Origin of the sequence: Sphingobacterium sp. DR205 (genome assembly GCF_011064245.1) — a bacterium.
Classification (GTDB): domain Bacteria; phylum Bacteroidota; class Bacteroidia; order Sphingobacteriales; family Sphingobacteriaceae; genus Sphingobacterium; species Sphingobacterium athyrii.
In genome coordinates this window covers 4,473,328-4,492,671 of the sequence record NZ_CP049333.1, presented here as the reverse complement: position 1 = coordinate 4,492,671, position 19,344 = coordinate 4,473,328, and the positions used below count along the sequence as shown (strand labels likewise).

At 41.3% G+C, this 19,344-nt stretch carries 18 protein-coding genes and 1 tRNA gene; 5 read left to right on the top strand and 14 right to left on the bottom strand.

Annotated elements, in window-relative coordinates; genetic code table 11:
- Positions 1 to 51 precede the first annotated feature (51 nt).
- The gene (locus G6053_RS19615; RefSeq protein WP_165308066.1) at positions 52 to 1,224 is read right to left on the bottom strand and encodes a FecR family protein; all 1,173 of its coding nucleotides are present in this window, start codon (positions 1,222 to 1,224) and stop codon (positions 52 to 54) included.
- A gap of 256 nt (positions 1,225 to 1,480) precedes the next feature.
- On the opposite strand from G6053_RS19615, the gene G6053_RS19610 reads away from it, so the two are divergent.
- Positions 1,481 to 1,897 (top strand): hypothetical protein, encoded by a 417-nt coding sequence (locus G6053_RS19610; protein ID WP_165308065.1) that lies wholly within the window; start codon positions 1,481 to 1,483, stop codon positions 1,895 to 1,897.
- Between the two features lie 51 nt (positions 1,898 to 1,948).
- On the opposite strand, the gene G6053_RS19605 is transcribed toward G6053_RS19610, so the two are convergent.
- The 3 genes from G6053_RS19605 to G6053_RS19595 all read right to left on the bottom strand — a co-directional run bounded on the left by G6053_RS19605 (position 1,949) and on the right by G6053_RS19595 (position 4,264).
- A complete protein-coding gene (locus G6053_RS19605) occupies positions 1,949 to 2,812 on the bottom strand; it encodes a DMT family transporter (protein WP_165308063.1) in 864 nt (287 codons plus the stop codon).
- Positions 2,799 to 3,617, bottom strand: a complete 819-nt coding sequence (locus G6053_RS19600) for an alpha/beta hydrolase-fold protein (protein ID WP_165308061.1) — start codon at positions 3,615 to 3,617, stop codon at positions 2,799 to 2,801. The genes G6053_RS19605 and G6053_RS19600 overlap by 14 nt, the downstream gene beginning before the upstream one ends.
- 74 nt (positions 3,618 to 3,691) lie before the next feature.
- Positions 3,692 to 4,264 (bottom strand): Crp/Fnr family transcriptional regulator, encoded by a 573-nt coding sequence (locus tag G6053_RS19595; protein ID WP_165308060.1) that lies wholly within the window; start codon positions 4,262 to 4,264, stop codon positions 3,692 to 3,694.
- Between the two features lie 205 nt (positions 4,265 to 4,469).
- Here G6053_RS19595 and G6053_RS30950 point away from each other — a divergent pair, with 205 nt between their 5' ends.
- On the top strand, positions 4,470 to 4,595 hold the full coding sequence (locus G6053_RS30950) for a hypothetical protein (RefSeq protein ID WP_277603181.1): 126 nt from the start codon (positions 4,470 to 4,472) through the stop codon (positions 4,593 to 4,595).
- A gap of 2 nt (positions 4,596 to 4,597) precedes the next feature.
- Here G6053_RS30950 and G6053_RS19590 read toward each other — a convergent pair whose 3' ends face one another.
- From G6053_RS19590 to G6053_RS19550, 9 genes are all read right to left on the bottom strand, one after another.
- Complete coding sequence (locus tag G6053_RS19590) at positions 4,598 to 5,392, bottom strand: hypothetical protein (protein WP_165308059.1); 795 nt, start codon at positions 5,390 to 5,392, stop codon at positions 4,598 to 4,600.
- 187 nt (positions 5,393 to 5,579) lie between these two features.
- A complete protein-coding gene (locus tag G6053_RS19585) occupies positions 5,580 to 6,092 on the bottom strand; it encodes an AAA family ATPase (protein WP_165308057.1) in 513 nt (170 codons plus the stop codon).
- Between the two features lie 546 nt (positions 6,093 to 6,638).
- Positions 6,639 to 7,226 carry a hypothetical protein gene (locus G6053_RS19580; protein ID WP_165308055.1) on the bottom strand — a complete coding sequence of 196 codons (588 nt, stop codon included), beginning with the start codon at positions 7,224 to 7,226 and terminating at the stop codon, positions 6,639 to 6,641.
- Positions 7,227 to 7,402: 176 nt separating this feature from the next.
- Complete coding sequence (locus tag G6053_RS19575; protein ID WP_165308054.1) at positions 7,403 to 7,723, bottom strand: hypothetical protein; 321 nt, start codon at positions 7,721 to 7,723, stop codon at positions 7,403 to 7,405.
- A 495-nt stretch (positions 7,724 to 8,218) separates the two neighbouring features.
- Positions 8,219 to 8,488, bottom strand: a complete 270-nt coding sequence (locus tag G6053_RS19570) for an Imm17 family immunity protein (protein WP_165308052.1) — start codon at positions 8,486 to 8,488, stop codon at positions 8,219 to 8,221.
- A gap of 765 nt (positions 8,489 to 9,253) precedes the next feature.
- Positions 9,254 to 9,326, bottom strand: a tRNA-Lys gene (locus G6053_RS19565).
- A 138-nt stretch (positions 9,327 to 9,464) separates the two neighbouring features.
- Positions 9,465 to 9,743, bottom strand: coding sequence for a lipopolysaccharide assembly protein LapA domain-containing protein (locus tag G6053_RS19560; RefSeq protein ID WP_108633276.1), 279 nt, complete (start codon positions 9,741 to 9,743; stop codon positions 9,465 to 9,467).
- A gap of 84 nt (positions 9,744 to 9,827) precedes the next feature.
- Positions 9,828 to 12,659 (bottom strand): heavy metal translocating P-type ATPase, encoded by a 2,832-nt coding sequence (locus tag G6053_RS19555; protein WP_165308050.1) that lies wholly within the window; start codon positions 12,657 to 12,659, stop codon positions 9,828 to 9,830.
- A 288-nt stretch (positions 12,660 to 12,947) separates the two neighbouring features.
- Positions 12,948 to 13,181: a hypothetical protein gene (locus tag G6053_RS19550; protein WP_108633278.1), complete on the bottom strand. Its 234-nt coding sequence runs from the start codon at positions 13,179 to 13,181 to the stop codon at positions 12,948 to 12,950.
- Positions 13,182 to 13,448: 267 nt separating this feature from the next.
- On the opposite strand from G6053_RS19550, the gene fbp reads away from it, so the two are divergent.
- Both fbp and G6053_RS19540 read left to right on the top strand, forming a co-directional pair.
- Entirely contained in the window at positions 13,449 to 14,456 is a 1,008-nt protein-coding gene (fbp, locus tag G6053_RS19545) for a class 1 fructose-bisphosphatase (protein WP_104381098.1), read from the top strand.
- 118 nt (positions 14,457 to 14,574) lie between these two features.
- Positions 14,575 to 16,023 (top strand): L,D-transpeptidase family protein, encoded by a 1,449-nt coding sequence (locus tag G6053_RS19540; RefSeq protein ID WP_165308049.1) that lies wholly within the window; start codon positions 14,575 to 14,577, stop codon positions 16,021 to 16,023.
- A 46-nt stretch (positions 16,024 to 16,069) separates the two neighbouring features.
- Here the strand turns inward: G6053_RS19540 and G6053_RS19535 are convergent, their stop codons facing one another.
- Positions 16,070 to 17,641 (bottom strand): DUF3943 domain-containing protein, encoded by a 1,572-nt coding sequence (locus G6053_RS19535; RefSeq protein WP_165308047.1) that lies wholly within the window; start codon positions 17,639 to 17,641, stop codon positions 16,070 to 16,072.
- A 169-nt stretch (positions 17,642 to 17,810) separates the two neighbouring features.
- Here G6053_RS19535 and G6053_RS19530 point away from each other — a divergent pair, with 169 nt between their 5' ends.
- Positions 17,811 to 19,343 (top strand): SulP family inorganic anion transporter, encoded by a 1,533-nt coding sequence (locus tag G6053_RS19530; protein WP_165308045.1) that lies wholly within the window; start codon positions 17,811 to 17,813, stop codon positions 19,341 to 19,343.
- Position 19,344 lies beyond the last annotated feature (1 nt).

Genomic DNA, 19,344 nt, shown 5'->3' with positions numbered 1-19,344 from the left:
GGTTAAGTTGGCTTTTTCATCTGTATAATTTAATTATGGTTATATAATGGGTTAATTGGATATCAGGAGCTTACGGATACCATTTTCTTGGACCAATTCAAACTGGATATTACTTCTTTTTAAAATTTCCAATACGGCGGATAAGCTTTTTGTCCGCTGAATTTCCCCGTATAAATAGGTCTCTTTGATGGTGTTTTTGTAAATAATCTGTAGATCATACCATTGGCCGATTGTCTGAAGCGCGGTATGGAGGTCTGTCTCATTGAAATAAAATTTATTGTCAATCCAGGCAGTGTAATTGTGCGGGTCTACGCTTTTCTGGGAAAGTCGTCCTTCTGAGAGGATGGCCTGTTGATTGGGTTTGAGCTGTATTTGCTGTCCATTTGCCGATAAATTGATGGAACCTTCGACAAGTGTCGTACTGCTTTTTTGTTTTGAATAGGTGTTGACGTTAAATTCGGTACCCGTTACTTCAATCAATTGGCCATTGGATTTTACACGGAAGGGAACTTTTTTATTTTTGGCGACTTTAAAATAAGCTTCCCCATTCACTTCAACAAGGCGTTGGTCTTTAGGGAATTGCAATGGGTATCTGAATGATGTCTTAGCATTGAGCGTAACCTGTGATCCATCTGCCAGGGTAATTTGGAGCATGTTGCCTGCGGGTGTATTGACAGTGGCGACCAGATCTGTATTTGGATCCGTCGATTGAATCAGGGTACCATCGGCATATTTCAGTTCGCCAGATGTAACCAATGCGCCTTTTCCATTGTCCAGTTGGATTACTTTGCCGTTGGAGAGCCGTATTTCAGCATGGTTATTCGGTAATTCGACATCGTGTAAGACGATTCTATTGGTATTGGGCGCTGAAGGTTTCCAAACAAATCGGTAGATCAAACCAGCGAGAACAAAACTACATAAGACTGCAGCAAAAGGTATAATTCGCCTGATCCTACGGAAACGATTGGGGCTCTCCTGTGCATGGATCGATGCTAGGGTTTTTGTTTTGAGACGTTCAGTCCAATCTGTTGTATCAGATTCCTGAACAAGAATCCATTGCTTCAAATCTACCATCAGTTCTTCTTTTTGCAATAGATCATGAAGATAATTGCGATGTGCCGGAGATTCCGCTAGCCAGGAGGTCAAAGCATCTTTTTCGACAGGCGATAAATCGTCGTGCATGCATTTTACAATCAGTTGCTTGATATCCTCCGTTAGTCTCATGGTTTATAATTTTAGATAGATACGTAGCATGAAGAGGAAATCTTAGTAAAAAAATAAAAAATTTGTATTAAGTGTTCGAATAGGACATATCTTGTGTGCAAATAGTTAAATATGAGTTCTATATCTGCGAATGTTTGTTGTTGCTTTTTAATTTTTGGATTAGTTTGCACCTTTAGGAAAAGTTTATCTTTTGTACCGATCTGTTGTTCTGAAGGACAAAGAACAAAATCATGCATAAAATGGTTATGAACGTAGTATGAAAAAACAATTGGCTTATATCTTCTTAAGAATTACAGGTTTCAGTGTCTTGACGACCTTTATCTTGACGGCGATACTTCAGGCTAATAATGAATCTGCAAAACGGGCCCGTTGCTATATGCCTTTGTTTACTGAATTGCTGTTATCATTTAGTGTTCTGTGCATTTGCCTGCTTACATTGGGGATCTTTTTGAATAACAATTCACGCTTTAGAAGCAATCGCGTTTGTGTGTTTCTATCCTTTACTTTGTTGCCTTTTGGGGTGATCCTACTGTTTACTTATCTATTTATCACGGAAGATGGAAGTCTAACTTTATTTGGGTTCTTGCATCTACTGGCCACATCGGTGCCGGTCTGCAGTTTGATTTTGTGGGAGTATTATAAATTTAATAAATCATTGCGCGACGGGAGCTGAAAAAGATGCTCCATGTGCTTATCTTGAAAAACAACATGGAGCATCCTTTAATTATTTTCGGAGATTGATAACGGTGACCGCAAGTAGGATGAGCACTATGCCGGCCCACTGAATCCCTGAGACAGTTTCGTGCAGTAATAAGACTGCCGAGATGGTAGATATGGGAATCTCCAGGCTGGAAATGATATTTCCCAAAGCGATACCGGTCCTGGGAATACCCCGGGTAAAGAATAGGGGTGGAAGAACAGTGCCAAACAAGGCAATGATCAGTCCCCAAGGTAAGGCTTTCAGCGTCATCTGTTGAACAATTTGTATATTCCAGAAAATAATGATCAGGAGGAGCCCGCCGAGTACCAAAAACAGGCTTCGGACAGGACTTGGTAGCTGATTGGCGATATTGCTGGACGAAAAAATGGCAACGGCATAACTGATGCCGGCCCCAAAACCGAGTAATAGGCCTCTTGTGTCCAAAGCCTTTGTTTCTGAGAAGATATCGGTTGAAAGAGCGGTTCCCAATAAGACGGTGACAACACCTATTATTTTTGCTTTTGAAGGCATTTGTTTTTTGATCAGCGCTTCAACTATTAAGCTGATCCAAATGGATTGCATGAGTAGGATAATTCCCACAGATACCGGGATATATTGTATGGCGAGGTAGTACAGCGTTGATGTCAATCCGAGGGACATTCCCCAGGCAGTTAGTTTTAATTTTACGGGAAGGCTTGCTTGTTCCTGTATTTTTGATTTTGAAAAATAATTGAATCCCAGCAAAAACAGGAATCCTATCAAGAATTGCAAAAAAGTCAATACGCCTGTATGAATCCCCAGCTTATTGGCATATTTGACCAGTGTAGCGAGCAAACCGTAGCTGCAGGCCCCCGCGGCGACGTAAAGAATAGATTTATAATCTTTCATGGCCAAAATAATTTTGAAAAAGGACCAATTGATTGACTAGCGATTTATTCCAATAAGCGGTATCGTGCCCCCCAGGAGACTCTATGTACAGATGCTCTATATTTTTGTCCGTTAGCTGTTGATGCAAGGAGCGGTTCATTTCTAGCATTTGGACATCTTCAGTGCCACAATCCAGTATATATCGCTGCTCATTATGGATCATTTTATCCACATTGTTATAGATTCGGAAACTTGGGGATAGGTCTTTTAACTCGCCGAGTACTTTGTCCACTTGGTAACCTTGGTATCCTTTGCCAAAGCGGTTAAAATCAATGGCGCCACAGGAGCTACCGATGATGGAAAAGACTTTGGGATAAGCAACACCGATATGCAATGCACCATATCCCCCCATGCTCCAACCGAGTAAGCCTCTTGCATTTCTATTTTCCTGTGTGGGAAAGTTCAGATCGATATAACGGATCAGCTCATCTCCGATAAAGGTACTGTACTGCAGTTGTGCATCCAAGGGACTATCTACATACCATGAGTTATAATTTCCGTCCGGGATAATATAAATCGTTTGGAATTCAATTGCTTTTTGAGATAAATTAGGGATATCCTGTTCAATTGTTCTCGTGGGATTACCACTGTAACCATGTAAGATATACACGGTTTTATAACGTACACCTTTTTGGATATCAGGTGTTACGATGATCACATCTACATTTTTATGCATTTTGGCACTGTAGACTTTCCGATGGATGTTGTGTTGGGCACTAACGGAGAAGTAGAGTGCCAATAAAAGAAAGGTGATTCCTATTTTCATTGCTTAAGAATTTATTGTTGTACTGCAAAATTCTCAAGGATATTGTTTAAAAACATATACAAATGTTGATGGAATTATTGTTTTAATTCTTTACGAATACGACTTAGCTGGGTAGGGGTCACACCTAGGTATGAAGCGATATGGTGTTGTTTGAGGCGTTTAAAGAGAGATTGATTGCTGTAGAGCTCAAGGTAACGTTCTTTAGCAGATTCCCATTTCAGATTGATTTCAAGCGGCTCTTTTTTTACTACCCAGTTTTTTTCGAGATAGGCGATTTGGAAGATTGCTAAATCATGGTGTTGTATCACCAGTTCACGGAAAAGCCTTGCTGAATATTGCATCAACAGCACATCTTCAAGGGCAACAATATTGAAATTACTTGGTTTTTCTTCAATGATAGCTGCTGTAGATGCACAAAAGCTGTTTTCTTCAAAAAATAATTTGTAAATAATATTACCTGCTGTGTCTAATTTATAATAGCCTAATAGCCCGGTGTTTACGAAGTAATAATATTTTGCATAATCGCCAGCACGTAAGATCAGCTCATTTTTCTTAAAGCTTTTAGGTTGACAGATCTTTCTCAACGCTGCCATCGTCTGCTCGCTGAGCGGGAAGTATCTGTTCATTTCGGATAGCAGCTTTTCCATCTTAATTTCTCTGAATTTCGTCCGTATTGACTGGTTGATTTCCATCAATAATGGCTAAAGTTAACAAAATAAATGCTGTACTGTTGTCGATAAAAAATATCGTTGGATTCGACATTGTTTATTGATCCTGGCAATGGGCATTCATTTCTTGCCGAGCAAAAAAGCGGAAGCAGATCCCACAAGCAGCCTGTGCATTTAGGAACAGATGGAGCAACTGCAGGTACCACCTTTTTTGTTTATTCCTTTTGTTGAAAATGTCGTCAAACATGGCGCGCATCAGGCGATGGAAGGCGGGCAACATGTACAGATGGGTTTTTCGCTCAGGAAATAAATCTAATGGGTTTCTATTTGAGCTGAATACAGTACATATTCAGTTCCGTTGAGTCCCACATATATGTATTTATTGAGATCCCCACGATAAGCAACAAACAACGGATATTGATGTACCCGTAAGGGATTATTATAGTATTCTTCGATGGAAGCATACTTTGCTTTGATCAGAATTTCACCTGTTTCCTTATTTTTTATGCCCTGGAGTAGCGTTTGTTCGTTGGAAAAATAGGTGCATGGTATTTCTGTGAATTTAGGATAATAAATCAATCGAATCCCTTCGTCGATAAACATTTTATTTTTTTCTTTAAAGTCAGCCATGGACTGAACATCAGGGAATGCGATTTGACCCGTTTGATTGTTCTTTATTTGTTGAAATAGGGTAGTATCGTCCACTTTATTTATCGTATGTGATGTAGAATTTTTAAAAAGCTGAATGAGTGTTTCTCCAGTTTTAAAATCTGCGGCATCGTACTTGTAAACTGGATCGCCATGTTTGTTGATGCGGTACCGCTCACCATTACGTTGGACCCACGCATATTCAGCTGATCCATATTTTATAATTTCCGGTTTGTTGACATGGAAGATCTGGAAATTAAAATCTTCTTCAAATAGTTCTGCGCTTTCGTAAACAGGAGGCAGTTTTATGTCCAGAAGACTGTCACAGTAACCATATAGACTATCGTTTACCAAGACCGGAATTAAATCGGGGTATGGCAAATTGTTGATTATAGGCTTAGTTTGTGCATAAGTGAAAGCACATATTAATGTCAAAAGGAGAGTGAAAGAGGTGCGCATCTGTTTATGTTTTGTCTAATATATCAAAGATACGGCAACCTAAGCGGATTTAATATCCATGAAATCAGGGGTTTTTAATCTCTCTTTCGCTTACTTAATTATTTTGCCTCTGTCTTAAGGAACTGCACTTAAACTTTTATAACAGACACGCAAAAATTGAAATCGCTGATCAGCAATAGTTCGTATGCTATGGTGAGATTCTAGCAATTACCTGATCTCTTCGATTGGATAAAATGCCACTTACTTCAATCACTGATATTCCAAAATCGGCAATCCAGTTACGGATTACATGATCAACCTGTTTTCTAATTTTTGACAACTCTATCTGATGGCTCGGTATTAGATCTGGCTCTTCAATAGGAACAAACACAAAAAGATCAATTTCTGAAATAAGTTCCTGAACGGTCTGATAGAGCTGTTGAATATTTCTATCTGGATCAAGAACATGAAGATAAGCTAAGATGTCAATGACACATCGGTCAAAGATTACATCGTCTCCGCTTTCTAAAATCAGTTTGGCAGAACAGTTAAATTGTTCAAAGAAATCCTCCGGAGTGGGGGTTTCTAAAAATTCATAGCCTGAAAGTTCCAGTTGATAATATGGTTCTTGTTCAAACGTATATCTCGAAAGATTTTCCAGAAGCTCTTCTGCCAATGTTGTTTTGCCAACTTTGTGGGCCCCAAATATTGCAATTCTCATATTTCAGTTTAAACTTCTTCGATTTTTGTTATTGTAGATTTAATAAGATGTCACTCAATGCTTTACTGTCTAGTGCGCCTTGATAGAGCAACTTTCTTTCTCTATCCAGTAACATAACAAATGGATATCCTAGCTTTTTCGGCTTCCCATTTTGCACTTCTGGCAACTCCCAATCACTAAGGATGGTATTTATTGGAATAGCTTTAATCTTTTCTTTTGATACACGTCGATAATGCGAATAGCTGGAATAATACCATGTGTTTTCTTTGGGAAGTTGATGTCTATAAATCTACGAATATTTCGTATGAATAAAAAATATTTATTAAATAACTTAACAAATCTATTCGTCCCCAAACGATCAACGGGATTAGCCAATGTTGCTTTTATAGGCTGATAACTGATTGTAGCAAAAGAAATAAGTATAGCTGCAAAACCCCGCGATCACAAAATAATACCATTCAATATCGATCCGATATTCATGGTCCTTTAGCCAATTGTTCATCACCCACGCTGCAATTGGTGAAGCAAATAGAAAAGAAATAATAATCAATTACTGCGTGCCAGATCGACCAGTAATCGGCTTACCTGATTGTGCTCGTATTCGATCTGTATTTTTCTGATGCTCAGTGCAAACAGATCTTTCAAGGTCATGAGGATACTGAACGCCGAGCTTTCTTTGCCGAGTGACAATTTCTGCTGAAGCTCCAGGATCTTGTCGCGGGTATTTTTCTCCGCACGGAAATCCATGCTCGTGACCAAATGCTGATACACGGCCCGCCGTGCCTTGAGCACAGGCTGAAAAAAGGGATGGATATCGGTGTGCTGGCCAAACAGGATCTCGGGCTCGAAACAAAAACCATAGACCAGGTAACTGCCACTTTCAAGATGGACGATATGCGCAGCAGGGCTGAGCTGACTTCGCTGGAGAAAAATGGCCGGATATGGCTGATACGGCAGGAGGTCGAAGCGGCCATTAAATGGTATAGTGTGCCTAAGGGGAAAATATAAAATTTTGTGCGCGCCTCGGTTGCCGTAACCAACTGCTGGGGCAAAGAAATGTCGAAGAAATCGGATTGGCGAGGTACCGGTAATTGTTGGCGGTATTTCAATCTGCCGAAACGCCGGAGGCTCCATGACACCGTATTTTATAAGTTGCGCCGTGGATGCCCGACAGTATAATGGCTCCATATATTTTGATCAGACAATAGGATCAAAAGTGCTTATTGTCATATGACAACAAGCACAGGAAAGATTGCAAAAGGATACTTGGACCCAGCCTATCACCCCTGTAATAATAATTGCCAATATCTTCACAATGAATAGACGTGCTGTTTCCTGCAGCACGTCTTGTTTGGAATAACTGTACTTCCACTGCATATACACGAAGGTTTTTGAGCGACGGTAGCCGCCTGTTGATAGAAATCGGCCGGATACCTCTGGACGACAACCGAAAGAACAGCTGTGACAACAGTGACCAGCCACAGCATGATCAAGTCGGACCGGAGCACAGCAGTGGCCCGTGATACCGTTTCGGTCCGGGATGGCTCTACACGGTCAAGCCGCTCTCTTTCATGGGGGGACTGCGCCATGCATGTACCACCTGTGCATGGTTTATGCGTATAAATGATCACGTTCTTTTGCTCCAGTCAGCTGTCTATCTCCATATGGCATAACATTGTCGGCTGTTATTTTCTCCCCGGACTGTGGCGCTATCGCAGGAGGCGGAGCATAAGCATCTCATTCCTGCTTTTGGACAGGGCAACTAAAAACAGCGTTGCGGCCTTTTCCCGCTGCGGTATTACGCCAGCAATTGAGGGGACGGACTAGGGCGATTATTGCCGTCAAATATCATATAATGTCTGTTTTTTGCATGTGAGTTGCGTGGAAAATGACTTTGTTGCCAGCCCTTGTCAGTTTGTTGGCTATTGCTCTTTTGTTGGCTAAAATTTGTGTCATCCTACAGGAAGGGCCCCCTGAATAATAGGATACATGGATAAGCACTTGAAGTAGGTCGATTATTGAAAAATGGTATCAAAAATGAAAACCAGCTCAAGCAGGCACAACGGAGATTTTAAGGAATTTGTCAAAATTCTAAGTCATATTCATGTGAATGAATAAAGAGTATTCTACAACAATACCCATGTCATGCCTGCAGCAATAAATAACAATGATAGCAGGATGTACATTACCTGTGCGGTACGAAAACCAAAGATTTCCGCTAACCACGCAATGTTGAACATACCATCGCCACCCTCAAATAGCCAGCCCCAGCGCCTGATAGAACCATATAAAACGATGAGACCAACAGCAATAAACAGCCAGCCAAATTGGTTGGGATTTTGCTGAAAGTATTCGGCCAGTTGGTCTATGTAGCTTTTGTCTGTTGCTTGTTCCATGCTTTGTCTTTTTTTTAATTTGAGTTTTGAGGATTGATTTGGTTCGGTACGAACAGGAGCCAAGGCGGAGAAATTGCTATTTCGCTTTTAATTTTTCAAACAGTTTTTCAAGTTTTAATATATCATCATATTTTTGAGTTCGATCGGTATAAGTAAGCCATTAATCTAACAATATTTCAAAAATCACTTTCCCGTTTTCTGTTATAATCATTTCACTATTAAACGCTCCATCTGAACGAAAAGGAGAATAATTAAGTACCTTTTAAGCCGCTAAATTTAAATAATTACAATGACTCTTCTAAATATTCCTCAAATGAATTGCTGAGTATTTCAACCTCTCGATCATCAAAAAGATAAACTACAACTTTCCCCTCTTTTATACCAATAGGATTTCCAGAACAATCTGTTCCACCCGGCCCGCCCTTCTTTCAAATCTTAATCCCCTTAACAAGAAAAGCTAATCTTGCGATTAGCTTTTCCTCTGTGATCCCGCTGGGATTGGCTCAGCCCCACAGTTCCCGTACACATCCCTGAGCCTCCGACGGATCGAACCCGGCCCGCCCTTCTTTCGAATCTTAATCCCCTTAACAAGAAAAGCTAATCTTGCGATTAGCTTTTCCTCTGTGATCCCGCTGGGATTGGCTCAGCCCCACAGTTCCCGTACACATCCTTGAGCCTCCGACGGATCGAACCCGGCCCGCCCTTCTTTCGAATCCTAATCCCTTTAAACAAAAAAAGCTAATCTTACGATTAGCTTTTCCTCTGTGATCCCGCTGGGATTCGAACCCAGGACCCATACATTAAAAGTGTATTGCTCTACCAGCTGAGCTACGGAATCATACTTCTTTTAGAACTATTGTTCCTTGTTTGAAGTGATGCAAAGATAGGGTTAATCTCTATTCTACGCAACTATTTCTGCGATAAAAATGGGTTTAATGTGTTTAAACCTTCATTTTTAGTAGTTTATTTTTTATTGCTAGGACAGAAATTCGCGATCTTCATCGGATAATTTGGATTTTGGCTCTTCATAATCCTCTTCCGATTCATCAGATTTTGCTGTATGTTCCTGCTGTTGTTTCTTTTTACCGCCCTTTAACAAAAAAGCGAAAATAGTACCCATCACAAAAAAAGTCAGCAGGAGTTTCCATAATGTTATCTTGCCCTCCACAAAGAGATCAATATTGACAGTTTGTGAATTTTTGACACAAACCAGCGTCACGATGACCGACAAAAGTATTAAAAGTATGTTGCGCATAATGATGATAAATATATGTCATTAGGAATGGCGAATATAGGTAATTATCTATTTTTCGGTGCTATCAAGCGCTTTTCTTTTTATTTACTTATTATCTATTCCAATTGTTGCGCGGTTTAAACGTAAAGAATTTAAAATCACTGAAACGGAACTAAAGCTCATTGCTGCTGCTGCTATCATGGGGGATAAGAGGATACCGAAGCTCGGATATAGAATCCCTGCCGCTAACGGGATACCTAGAATATTGTAGATAAAAGCAAACCCTAGATTTTCTTTAATATTTCGGAGTAGCTTCCGGCTCAGTATTTTGGCTTTGGCAATGCCTATTAGGTCGCCCTGAAGCAAGGTCAGCAATGCACTTTCAATTGCTACATCTGTTCCTGTTCCCATGGCGATACCGATATCGGCTTGCGCAAGGGCAGGAGCGTCGTTAATACCATCACCAGCCATCGCGACAACATGTCCTTGTTCCTGTAAACGGTGTATTTCCTGCAATTTATCTTTTGGTAATGCATTTGCTTTGAAATGCCTGATCCCGACTTGCTCTGCGACGGATTTTGCCGTATGTGCATTGTCACCTGTAAGCATAATGACATCTACATCATGCTGAAGCAGGTAGTTTATAGCTTGTTTGGAAGAGGCCTTGATCTGATCGGAGATACTAAAATAGCCGAGTAAATCATTTCCTTTCGATAGGTAGGAGACGGTTTTGCCATGAGATTGGGCTGATTCGACAGCCTTGCGTATCTCGTCCGGAATGGTCACCTGCATGGATTCCATTAACAGCTGATTGCCGAGAGCAATCAATTCGCCGTTTATATCTCCCCTGACACCTTGTCCAGAAACGTTTTCGAAGTTGGTGACTTGTTGCTCTATTTTATTGCCTTCCTTTTTGGCCTTTTCAATAATAGCCTGTCCGAGTGGATGGGTACTGTTGCTGTTGAGGGAGGCGGCTAAAGATAATATTTCACTGATACTGCTGATAGGGGTGGGTTGAATGTCATCAACGGTAGGTTTGCCTTCGGTTATTGTTCCTGTTTTATCCGTTAATACAACATCAACCTGGTTCATTTTTTCCAAGGCACTCGCATCTTTGATGAGTATACCATTTTTGGCTCCCTTGCCGACACCGACCATAACGGACATCGGCGTTGCCAGACCAAGGGCACACGGGCAGGCAACAATAAGAACAGCCAATGCATTGGCAAATCCATAAGCTAGTGACGGCGCAGGTCCCCAGATCCACCAGACAAAGAATGTCAACAGAGCAATTACAATTACGATCGGAACAAATATTTCAGATACTTTATCGGTAAGGCGTTGAATTGGCGCTTTACTTCGGCTAGCATCATTGACCATCTGAATGATCTGAGCCAATAGGGTGTCCGAACCAATGCGTTCCGCTTTCATCAGAAAACTCCGTTCGCCATTGATTGTACCAGAGCTGACCTTGTCACCTTCCTGTTTTTCGACAGGCAGGGGCTCACCCGTCAGCATGGATTCATCAATATTTGTGCTCCCGCTGGTAATCTGACCGTCGACGGGAATCTTATCTCCGGGTTTTACTTTCAGGGTGTCACCGATCTTAATCTGATCGACTCCAATTTTTACGTCAACCCCATTTTCGACCCGAGTGGCATCTGAAGGACTGAGTTTAATGAGTTCCTTGATCGCTGAATTGGTTTTGGAATGCGCTTTGGCTTCCATCACCTGACCGAGGAGAACTAATGTTAGGATGACAGTAACGGACTCAAAATATAGAGCAATATAACCGTGATGATTTTTTAGGTCAGCCGGAAAAATCTGGGGAAAGAATAGACCGACAAGGCTATATACAAATGCTGCACCCGCGCCAAGGGCAATCAGGCTGAACATATTCAGACGCCAGGTTTTGAAAGAAACCCACCCACGCTTGAAAAATGACCAACAGGTGTAGAAGACAACAGGCAGGGACAGAAATAATTGTATCCAGCCCGACCAATTTGGTGGAATGACTTTGCCGATGGGATTGCCGGGAAGCATTTCTCCCATAGAGAGAATAAATATCGGAACCGTAAACAAAATAGACAGCCACAATTTCATGCGGAGATCTTTATATATTCTGTCTTCATCATCATCGCTCCCGCCCGCGATCGGAACAAGATCCATACCGCAGATGGGGCAATTTCCTGGCTGATCCCGGACAATTTCGGGATGCATAGGACAGGTATATTGTGTTGTTTTGTATAATTCGGGAACTTTCTCCAGGTTCATCCCACAAACTGGACAGTGGCCCGGTTGATCATAAAGTTTGTCGCCTTCACAGTGCATCGGGCAATAGTATTTTCCTGCAGAACCTGCATGATGCTGCTTGGACACTCCGGCAACGGACTGTTCATTGTGCTGATGCATATGCCCATGATGATCGTGCTCCTGTGTGGAAGATCCATGATTGGGGTGACGATTATGATCCTCTGCGGTGGTATGTCGCTGCCGTTCAGGCGCCGTTGTTTTGTTTGCAGCAGATGGTCCGAAATGATCCGAATGATTTCCATGACTGTGCTCGTGTTTGCTTTGTGCCTGTTCGACAGGTATGAGGTACATGCCGCAAACCGGACAACGCCCGGGTTGATCATATGTTTTCTCCCCTTCGCAGTGCATCGGGCAGTAGTACTTGCCCGAAGAGGACAGCTTCGATGAGTTAGTCTCGATTAAGGAAGGTGTTGGCTGACCCGGTTCGGTGATTTGGTAGTTACCTAATCTGGATAGGATTTCCCGTAGTTGCTCGACCGGTATTTCTTTCTGAGATTCTATCGTCAACAACGGTGGATCTAGTGAAACTTTAGCCTGAATTTCGGGAAGCTGATTAATCGCATTTTCAATAGTGGTTCTACATCCGTCACAGGACATTCCTGAAAGTCTATATTGGTATCGCATAGCATTTTATTGTAAAATAAATTTAAGGGTTATCGCTGGGCGAATGTTATACTTTTACACTGTTTTTTTGTAATATTTCAATCTGGCGTGTCCGTCGTGCTAATAAGAAAATTAGTGTATTGGGTAAATAATTGCCGTGATGTGTCACATAAAATAAACAAATAAAAGGAGCGATTTGTTTTATACGAATTATCCCTGTTGTACGCATGCTATGGGATATATTAGACAAGTTAAATTCATCCTCTGAGGAGCGAATAGGATGTGCTTCTTAGTCCGGTAGTTTTTTATTTAGGAAAGTAGCATGGCTTCGGGATGTTTCATTAAGCGCTGGATTGTTAATTGATTGTCGAGTAATGCCTCATAAAAAGGAGCGGGAACCATTATTTTAAACGTTTTACGTGCTGTTTTAACGAAAAAAAGCGCACCATGAATGACTTGCTTATCATCAATGATCAAGGTATGTTGCGTAACGGGCTGACTACTTAGCTTTTCCTTTTCAACGAGCTGTATGAGTTGTTGCATTGTATCAATATATTTTGCCAAAATTACCAAATACTTATCATTTTTTGTTTTTTTTTATTTCTCAAAATTTAGAAGATATCCACTTCTTCTGACGCTTTGTTATCTTTTTGTAGTTGGTAATCGTTTTAGCAAAAGAAAGTTTTCAAAGATATACGCAATCGATTGCGTATTTTGTCTGCTAAAGTTTAGCTGATTGAGGGGAGTGTCTTGCTAAAATCTATTTTACTTTTTTAGCTTTGTGAAACAAATATCCAATAAAACACTATTATGAGTGGTATAACAACATTAGGTCAATTTATTATTGAAAAACAAGCCGATTTTCCTTATGCAAAAGGTGAGCTGTCCAGGCTTTTACGTGATATCGGAATTGCGGCAAAGATTGTTAACAGAGAAGTTAATAAGGCAGGATTGGTCGATATTTTAGGAGATGCCGGGCAAACCAATATTCAGGGTGAAGGACAAAAGAAACTGGATGTGTATGCTGATGAGCAATTTATTAAAGCGCTTCAAAGCGGTGGCGAATGCTGCGTCGTAGCTTCTGAGGAACATGAAAATCCAGTGTACATGCAATCTGGAGTTTCAAAAAATGCGAAGTACATTGTTTGTATAGATCCCTTGGATGGCTCGAGTAATATTGACGTTAATGTTTCAGTAGGTACGATTTTTTCCATTTATCGTAGGCTTTCGGATACCGGAGTATCATGCAATAGCAACGATATTCTGCAACACGGTACCAAGCAAGTGGCCGCAGGTTATGTCATTTATGGAAGCTCAACCATGTTGGTATATACCACAGGCAAAGGGGTGAATGGTTTTACTTTAGATCCTTCCATAGGGGAATTCTGTCTGTCTCATCCCGATATGAAGATTCCAGAGGCGGGGCATATTTATTCGATCAATGAGGGAAATTACTCTAAATTCCCCAATGGTGTCAAGCAATATATCAAATACTGCCAAATGGAAGATGTGGCTACCCAGCGTCCCTACGCGTCGCGCTATATTGGATCTATGGTTGCTGATATTCACCGTAATCTACTGAAAGGGGGGATCTTTCTTTACCCGACGACTTCAGCACACCCGAATGGAAAATTACGATTGATGTACGAATGTAACCCAATAGCGTTTATCGTAGAACAAGCAGGAGGAAAGGCGACGAATGGGTATCAACGTATTTTGGATATCGAACCCAAGACGCTGCACCAACGGACAGCTGCATTTTTAGGCAACACGGCAATGGTGGAACTCCTTGAAGATTTCCTCCAAAAATACCAGTAATTCATTCCTGTAGTTATTCGATGACAGGGAAGATTCGTTTGCCAATAAGAATTATTTATCTTTGTCCCAGAAAATGGCTTCATTATTGCGAAGCCATTTCTTTTTCATTATTTTTAGTATGTCACGTTTTTTAGTTTTTATTTCCTTCGTTTCAATTGTATTTTTTTCTTGCAAAGAGAATCCGCCCACTTATGGTGATGTGCTGGCAAAAGGTTTTGAACAAAAATCTTATAAGGAATTTGATACAACAGCTTATGTAAAGGTGTTTCAGGAGGTATATAGTAAACAGAAAGCCAACCTGCATAATCCGAGCTGGATGAAGAAATTATCTGATTCTACGGCAGGAATGACTTTAATCGCTGAACATCTATTTGACGGAAGCATTGATACCCTATTGAGTTATTTTGAACGAAGTGAAGAACATGGGATACGTAGCAGTTACTACCATACTGCGGAGATTAAAGAAACCTTATTTTCCCTCCGGAAACTGAAACCAAAGGATGTCGCGGAATCTTACCCTCTTTTAGCCAAGCTGGACCTTTTGGGAACAGATGGTCTTGTGGCTTATGTCAGCAGCATGAAATATGGTGTGGTCAATCCAAAACGTCTATATGGAAGATATTTTGTGCCTCAGAAGCGCATGAATTATACAGCGGTTGTTCACTTGTTGGACAGTGTCAAGATGGGCCCCCTGATGGCAGAGATACAACCGAAAAACCAATATTATATTCAATTTCAGGATTTGTTGGAAAATGGTAATCTGAATAATGAGCAAAGGGCTAAAGTGTTGATGGTCTTGGAGAAACTACGCTGGATGAGGGAGGCTTTTCCAGAAAAGTATATTTTTGTCAATATCCCAGAACAGCGATTGCGCATCATGGAAGATGGTAAAACCAGTCAATTGATGAATGTATGTGTTGGAGAAACTGATAACCCTGCCTATACGCGCAAAGGTGAAAACCATGAAACGCCGGTCATGCAGGGTATTCTGGATGCAATGCAGGTCAATCCTGTTTGGAATATCCCCAGCAGCATTGTGAAAAAGGAATTGTTAGCGAGCGTGCGGAACAATCCGAATTATTTGGCTTCGCGTAATATGGTGGCTTATTATAAAGGAAAACAAGTTGATCCAAGTACGGTCAATTGGAATGCGGATTCGGTGGAGAAATTCCGGTTTAAGCAAAACCCTGGTTCGGACAATTCTTTGGGGAATGTGAAGTTTCTGTTTGAAAATGCCTATTCGATCTATCTTCATGATACACCTGCCAAACAAATGTTCGGGCAGACTAACCGTGCCGTGAGTCACGGCTGTGTGCGTGTTGAAAAACCTGTAGACTTAGCCAGCTATCTGGTCAATAATGAGAAGCAAGCCGAAAAGATCGCAAAAGAAATTACCTCTGACTCCATTTCCAAATCGCGTTGGGTAACGCTGAAACGTCAGATGCCTGTGTACCTTACTTATTATACCACTTGGCTTGATGATGATGGTAAAATAGTTTCTTTCCCTGATATCTATGGCTATGATCCTCGTCTAAAAGAGGCGCTGAAGAAATATTGGACAAATTGATAAAAGCCTTAACCGCGATTGGTTAAGGCTTTTTTAATATTCCGATTTAATATTCAGAGTTATAAGCGAGGGCTAAACGTATAAAAGGGTAGTCTTTATTCACATTTTTATGGTCTTGGTAATGCCCCTCCAACCTAAAATATCCTGAGTAAAGATTGACACCAAAATTTTTCCAGATCCGTACTGAAGCGCTAGTCGATGCGGTATGAAGATAATGATGGGATTTATTGCCACTGATGGTGACAAAATAGCCGCCGCGGTAGTCTATTCCAAATTTGAAGCGATTGAGCGTACTTAGGGTTGCCGATGCCCGAATATCTGCTCCCGGTCCATAGTCGTAGGTGCGGCTTTCGCCAAAATGAAGATACGGATCTGGTACCGCTGCCAAAACTACCGGGCCACCGGCAAGGACGGTGGTCAACTTGGTATGTTGGCCGATATTAAAATTGGAATAAATGTTATAGTTGATACTCTGTGATCCATAATAGAAGGCTTCATTTCGCAGAAAATCAAAATGAGCGGAGACGATTCCACGATGTCGCCCTGTTAAGTTGGATAATATACGGTTGCCATAAAGGGAGGCATAAACATTGACGGCGTTTACGACGGAACTATCGTCTGAACCAATCTCAAGATTCAGGAAAAAATCGTCAAATGGTTTCTTCTTGTCGATATCGTCATTGTTATATATCAGCTTGATGCGCGCATAAATATCATTTTTTCCGCGGCTTAAGACATTGTGTTCTTTGGCATCAAATCTCCGGATTCCCAATTCAACTTCCGTATGAACCAGCGAACTGTCAATGACTGCTCCCTTCGTGGTATTTCCCCAACGACCATCAAGCAGTCTGTTTAATCCGTTTATCGGATTGATCAGCATGGCTAATATTTCCTTTTTATTGCGTTGTCCTTTTGTGAGACTGGGCCTTGCCAGGATATGATGTGAAAGACGATGGGTCATCTCCCCAAGGATCGTTCCGCCAAAACTGGTGTTAATGATATCGTTGATCGAAGGCGGTTCCGTTTCACCAGCTGTCTCCCAGATGTAACTGCCGGCGACAGTAGCTAATGTAGACTGTAGAAAGGTAAAATTGTTGGACCGGAATGAATTGAAATAGAACTGACCATGGTAGGGGTGGGCAATCTGATTGGTAGCGAAGAGATTATCATCCCAGGTCCAAGCTGAAAACTTCAAATGGCTAAAGAAATTTTTGAATGAAATATGGGAGACCGGATCTTTACGGATGAAATAATTAACCGATGCAGGGATTGCCTGAATGGAAAACCATTCTATGCCCGCCCGCAAAAAGTTTTTCTTTTGATAATTGATGACACTATCAGGCAGTTTGGCATTGATCCGATCGGAAATCCATCTTGCCTGTTGTCTCGATACCGCCATGCTGTCTTTTAAATTTGCGCACCTTACGGTTAGAACGGCACTATCTACCGATGAAATCGAGTATGTCGCATTTAAGGAGTCATATTGGGGGCTATTTTGATTTGTTTGAACGGAGGCAATGACAGCTGACTGGGCTAAAACTAGGGGGCCAAAAACGGTAGTAAATACATTCAAAAGCAAAAATAAAATATAGCGATAAAACTTTGGATTTTGTTTCATACGGGTCAATATACTGTTTTGCAATAAAATTTGTATTCAATAACAAATATTGAGTAAAAGTGTTTTTACGATGATCATTTCTTTCTTCTTTTAGCTGCATTTAGGTTGCTGATATGCACGAGGGAATGTTACCTTTGCAACGCTTTATAACTGTTCAACTGATTTTGATATGAACAATACCTTTGAATTTTTAAACATACGGTCTGTCAATTTGAAAAACGAGCTATTTGCCGGTTTGACGGTTGCCATGACCATGATACCTGAATCGCTTTCATTCGCCATATTAGCAGGCTTGCCTCCTTTGACAGGTTTGTATGCCGCTTTCTTAATGGGGCTTGTGACTGCTGTGTTTGGAGGGAGACCGGGTATGGTATCCGGTGGAGCCGGAGCTACTATTGTTGTTCTGATGGCTCTCGCGGCAAGCCACGGTATAGATTACCTTTTCGCAGCTGTGGTCCTGGCAGGCATTTTGCAATTTTTGGTCGGTGTTTTTAGGTGGGGAAAATTTGTCCGTTTGATACCACAACCTGTTATGTATGGATTTCTAAATGGATTGGCGGTTATTATTTTTATGGCACAGGTTGTCCAATTTAAAGTGAATAGTGGGGACGGCGCGGTTTGGATGTCGGGTTCAACTTTATATATCATGGGCGGACTTACGCTATTGACTATGTTGATTGTTATCGGATTCCCGCGGCTCACCAAAGCAATCCCCGCTTCCCTGATTGCTATTTTGGTTGTTTTTGCTATCGTCTCCCTACTGGGGATCGAAACTAAGAAGGTGGTGGATATTGCCTCGGTCAGTGGGTCATTGCCGCATTTTCGTTTACCGCATATTGCATGGAATTGGGAAACATTGCAATTAATCTTTCCTTATTCCCTTGTTATGGCAGGGGTAGGACTTGTTGAATCACTTCTGACACTTAATATGGTCGATGAGATTACCGCGAGTAAAGGGAATGCTAATCGCGAATCCATGGCTCAAGGGCTAGCAAATATGGTCAATGGATTTTTTGGTGGTATGGGAGGATGTGCGATGGTCGCCCAGACTTTGGTAAACTTGAATGCGGGCGCCAGGACGCGGTTATCTGCTTTTATCGGAGCGATGACAATCCTGTTGATTATCTTGGTAGGAGCTCCTTTTATTGAGCAAATCCCCATGGCAGCACTTGTCGGTGTGATGATGATGGTTGCTATCGGCACTTTTCAATGGGTGAGTTTTCGGATTATCAATAAGTTTCCGAAATCAGATATTTTCGTTGGTATTCTTGTTGCCGGCATAACGGTACTATTGCACAATTTGGCTTTGGCAGTACTTGTCGGTGTCATAGTTTCTGCATTGGTTTTTGCCTGGGATAATGCGAAGCGTATACGGGCGCGAAAATATGTTGACTCAGAAGGTATAAAACATTATGAAATATATGGGCCTTTGTTTTTCGGTTCCACAGCTAATTTTTTAGATAAGTTTGATATTCAGGAGGATCCTGATCATATCATTGTAGACTTTAAAGAAAGTAGAGTAGTGGATATGTCTGCTGTGGATGCACTAAATAAAATTACCGAGCGCTATGCAGCACAACAGAAGAAGGTGGAACTCTGGCATCTCAGTGAAGATTGTCGCTCCCTCCTCAAAAATGCGACGGGAATTGCTGTCGTTAATATTAAGGATGACCCAACTTATCAGGTCATGCCCGGAAAGTAGG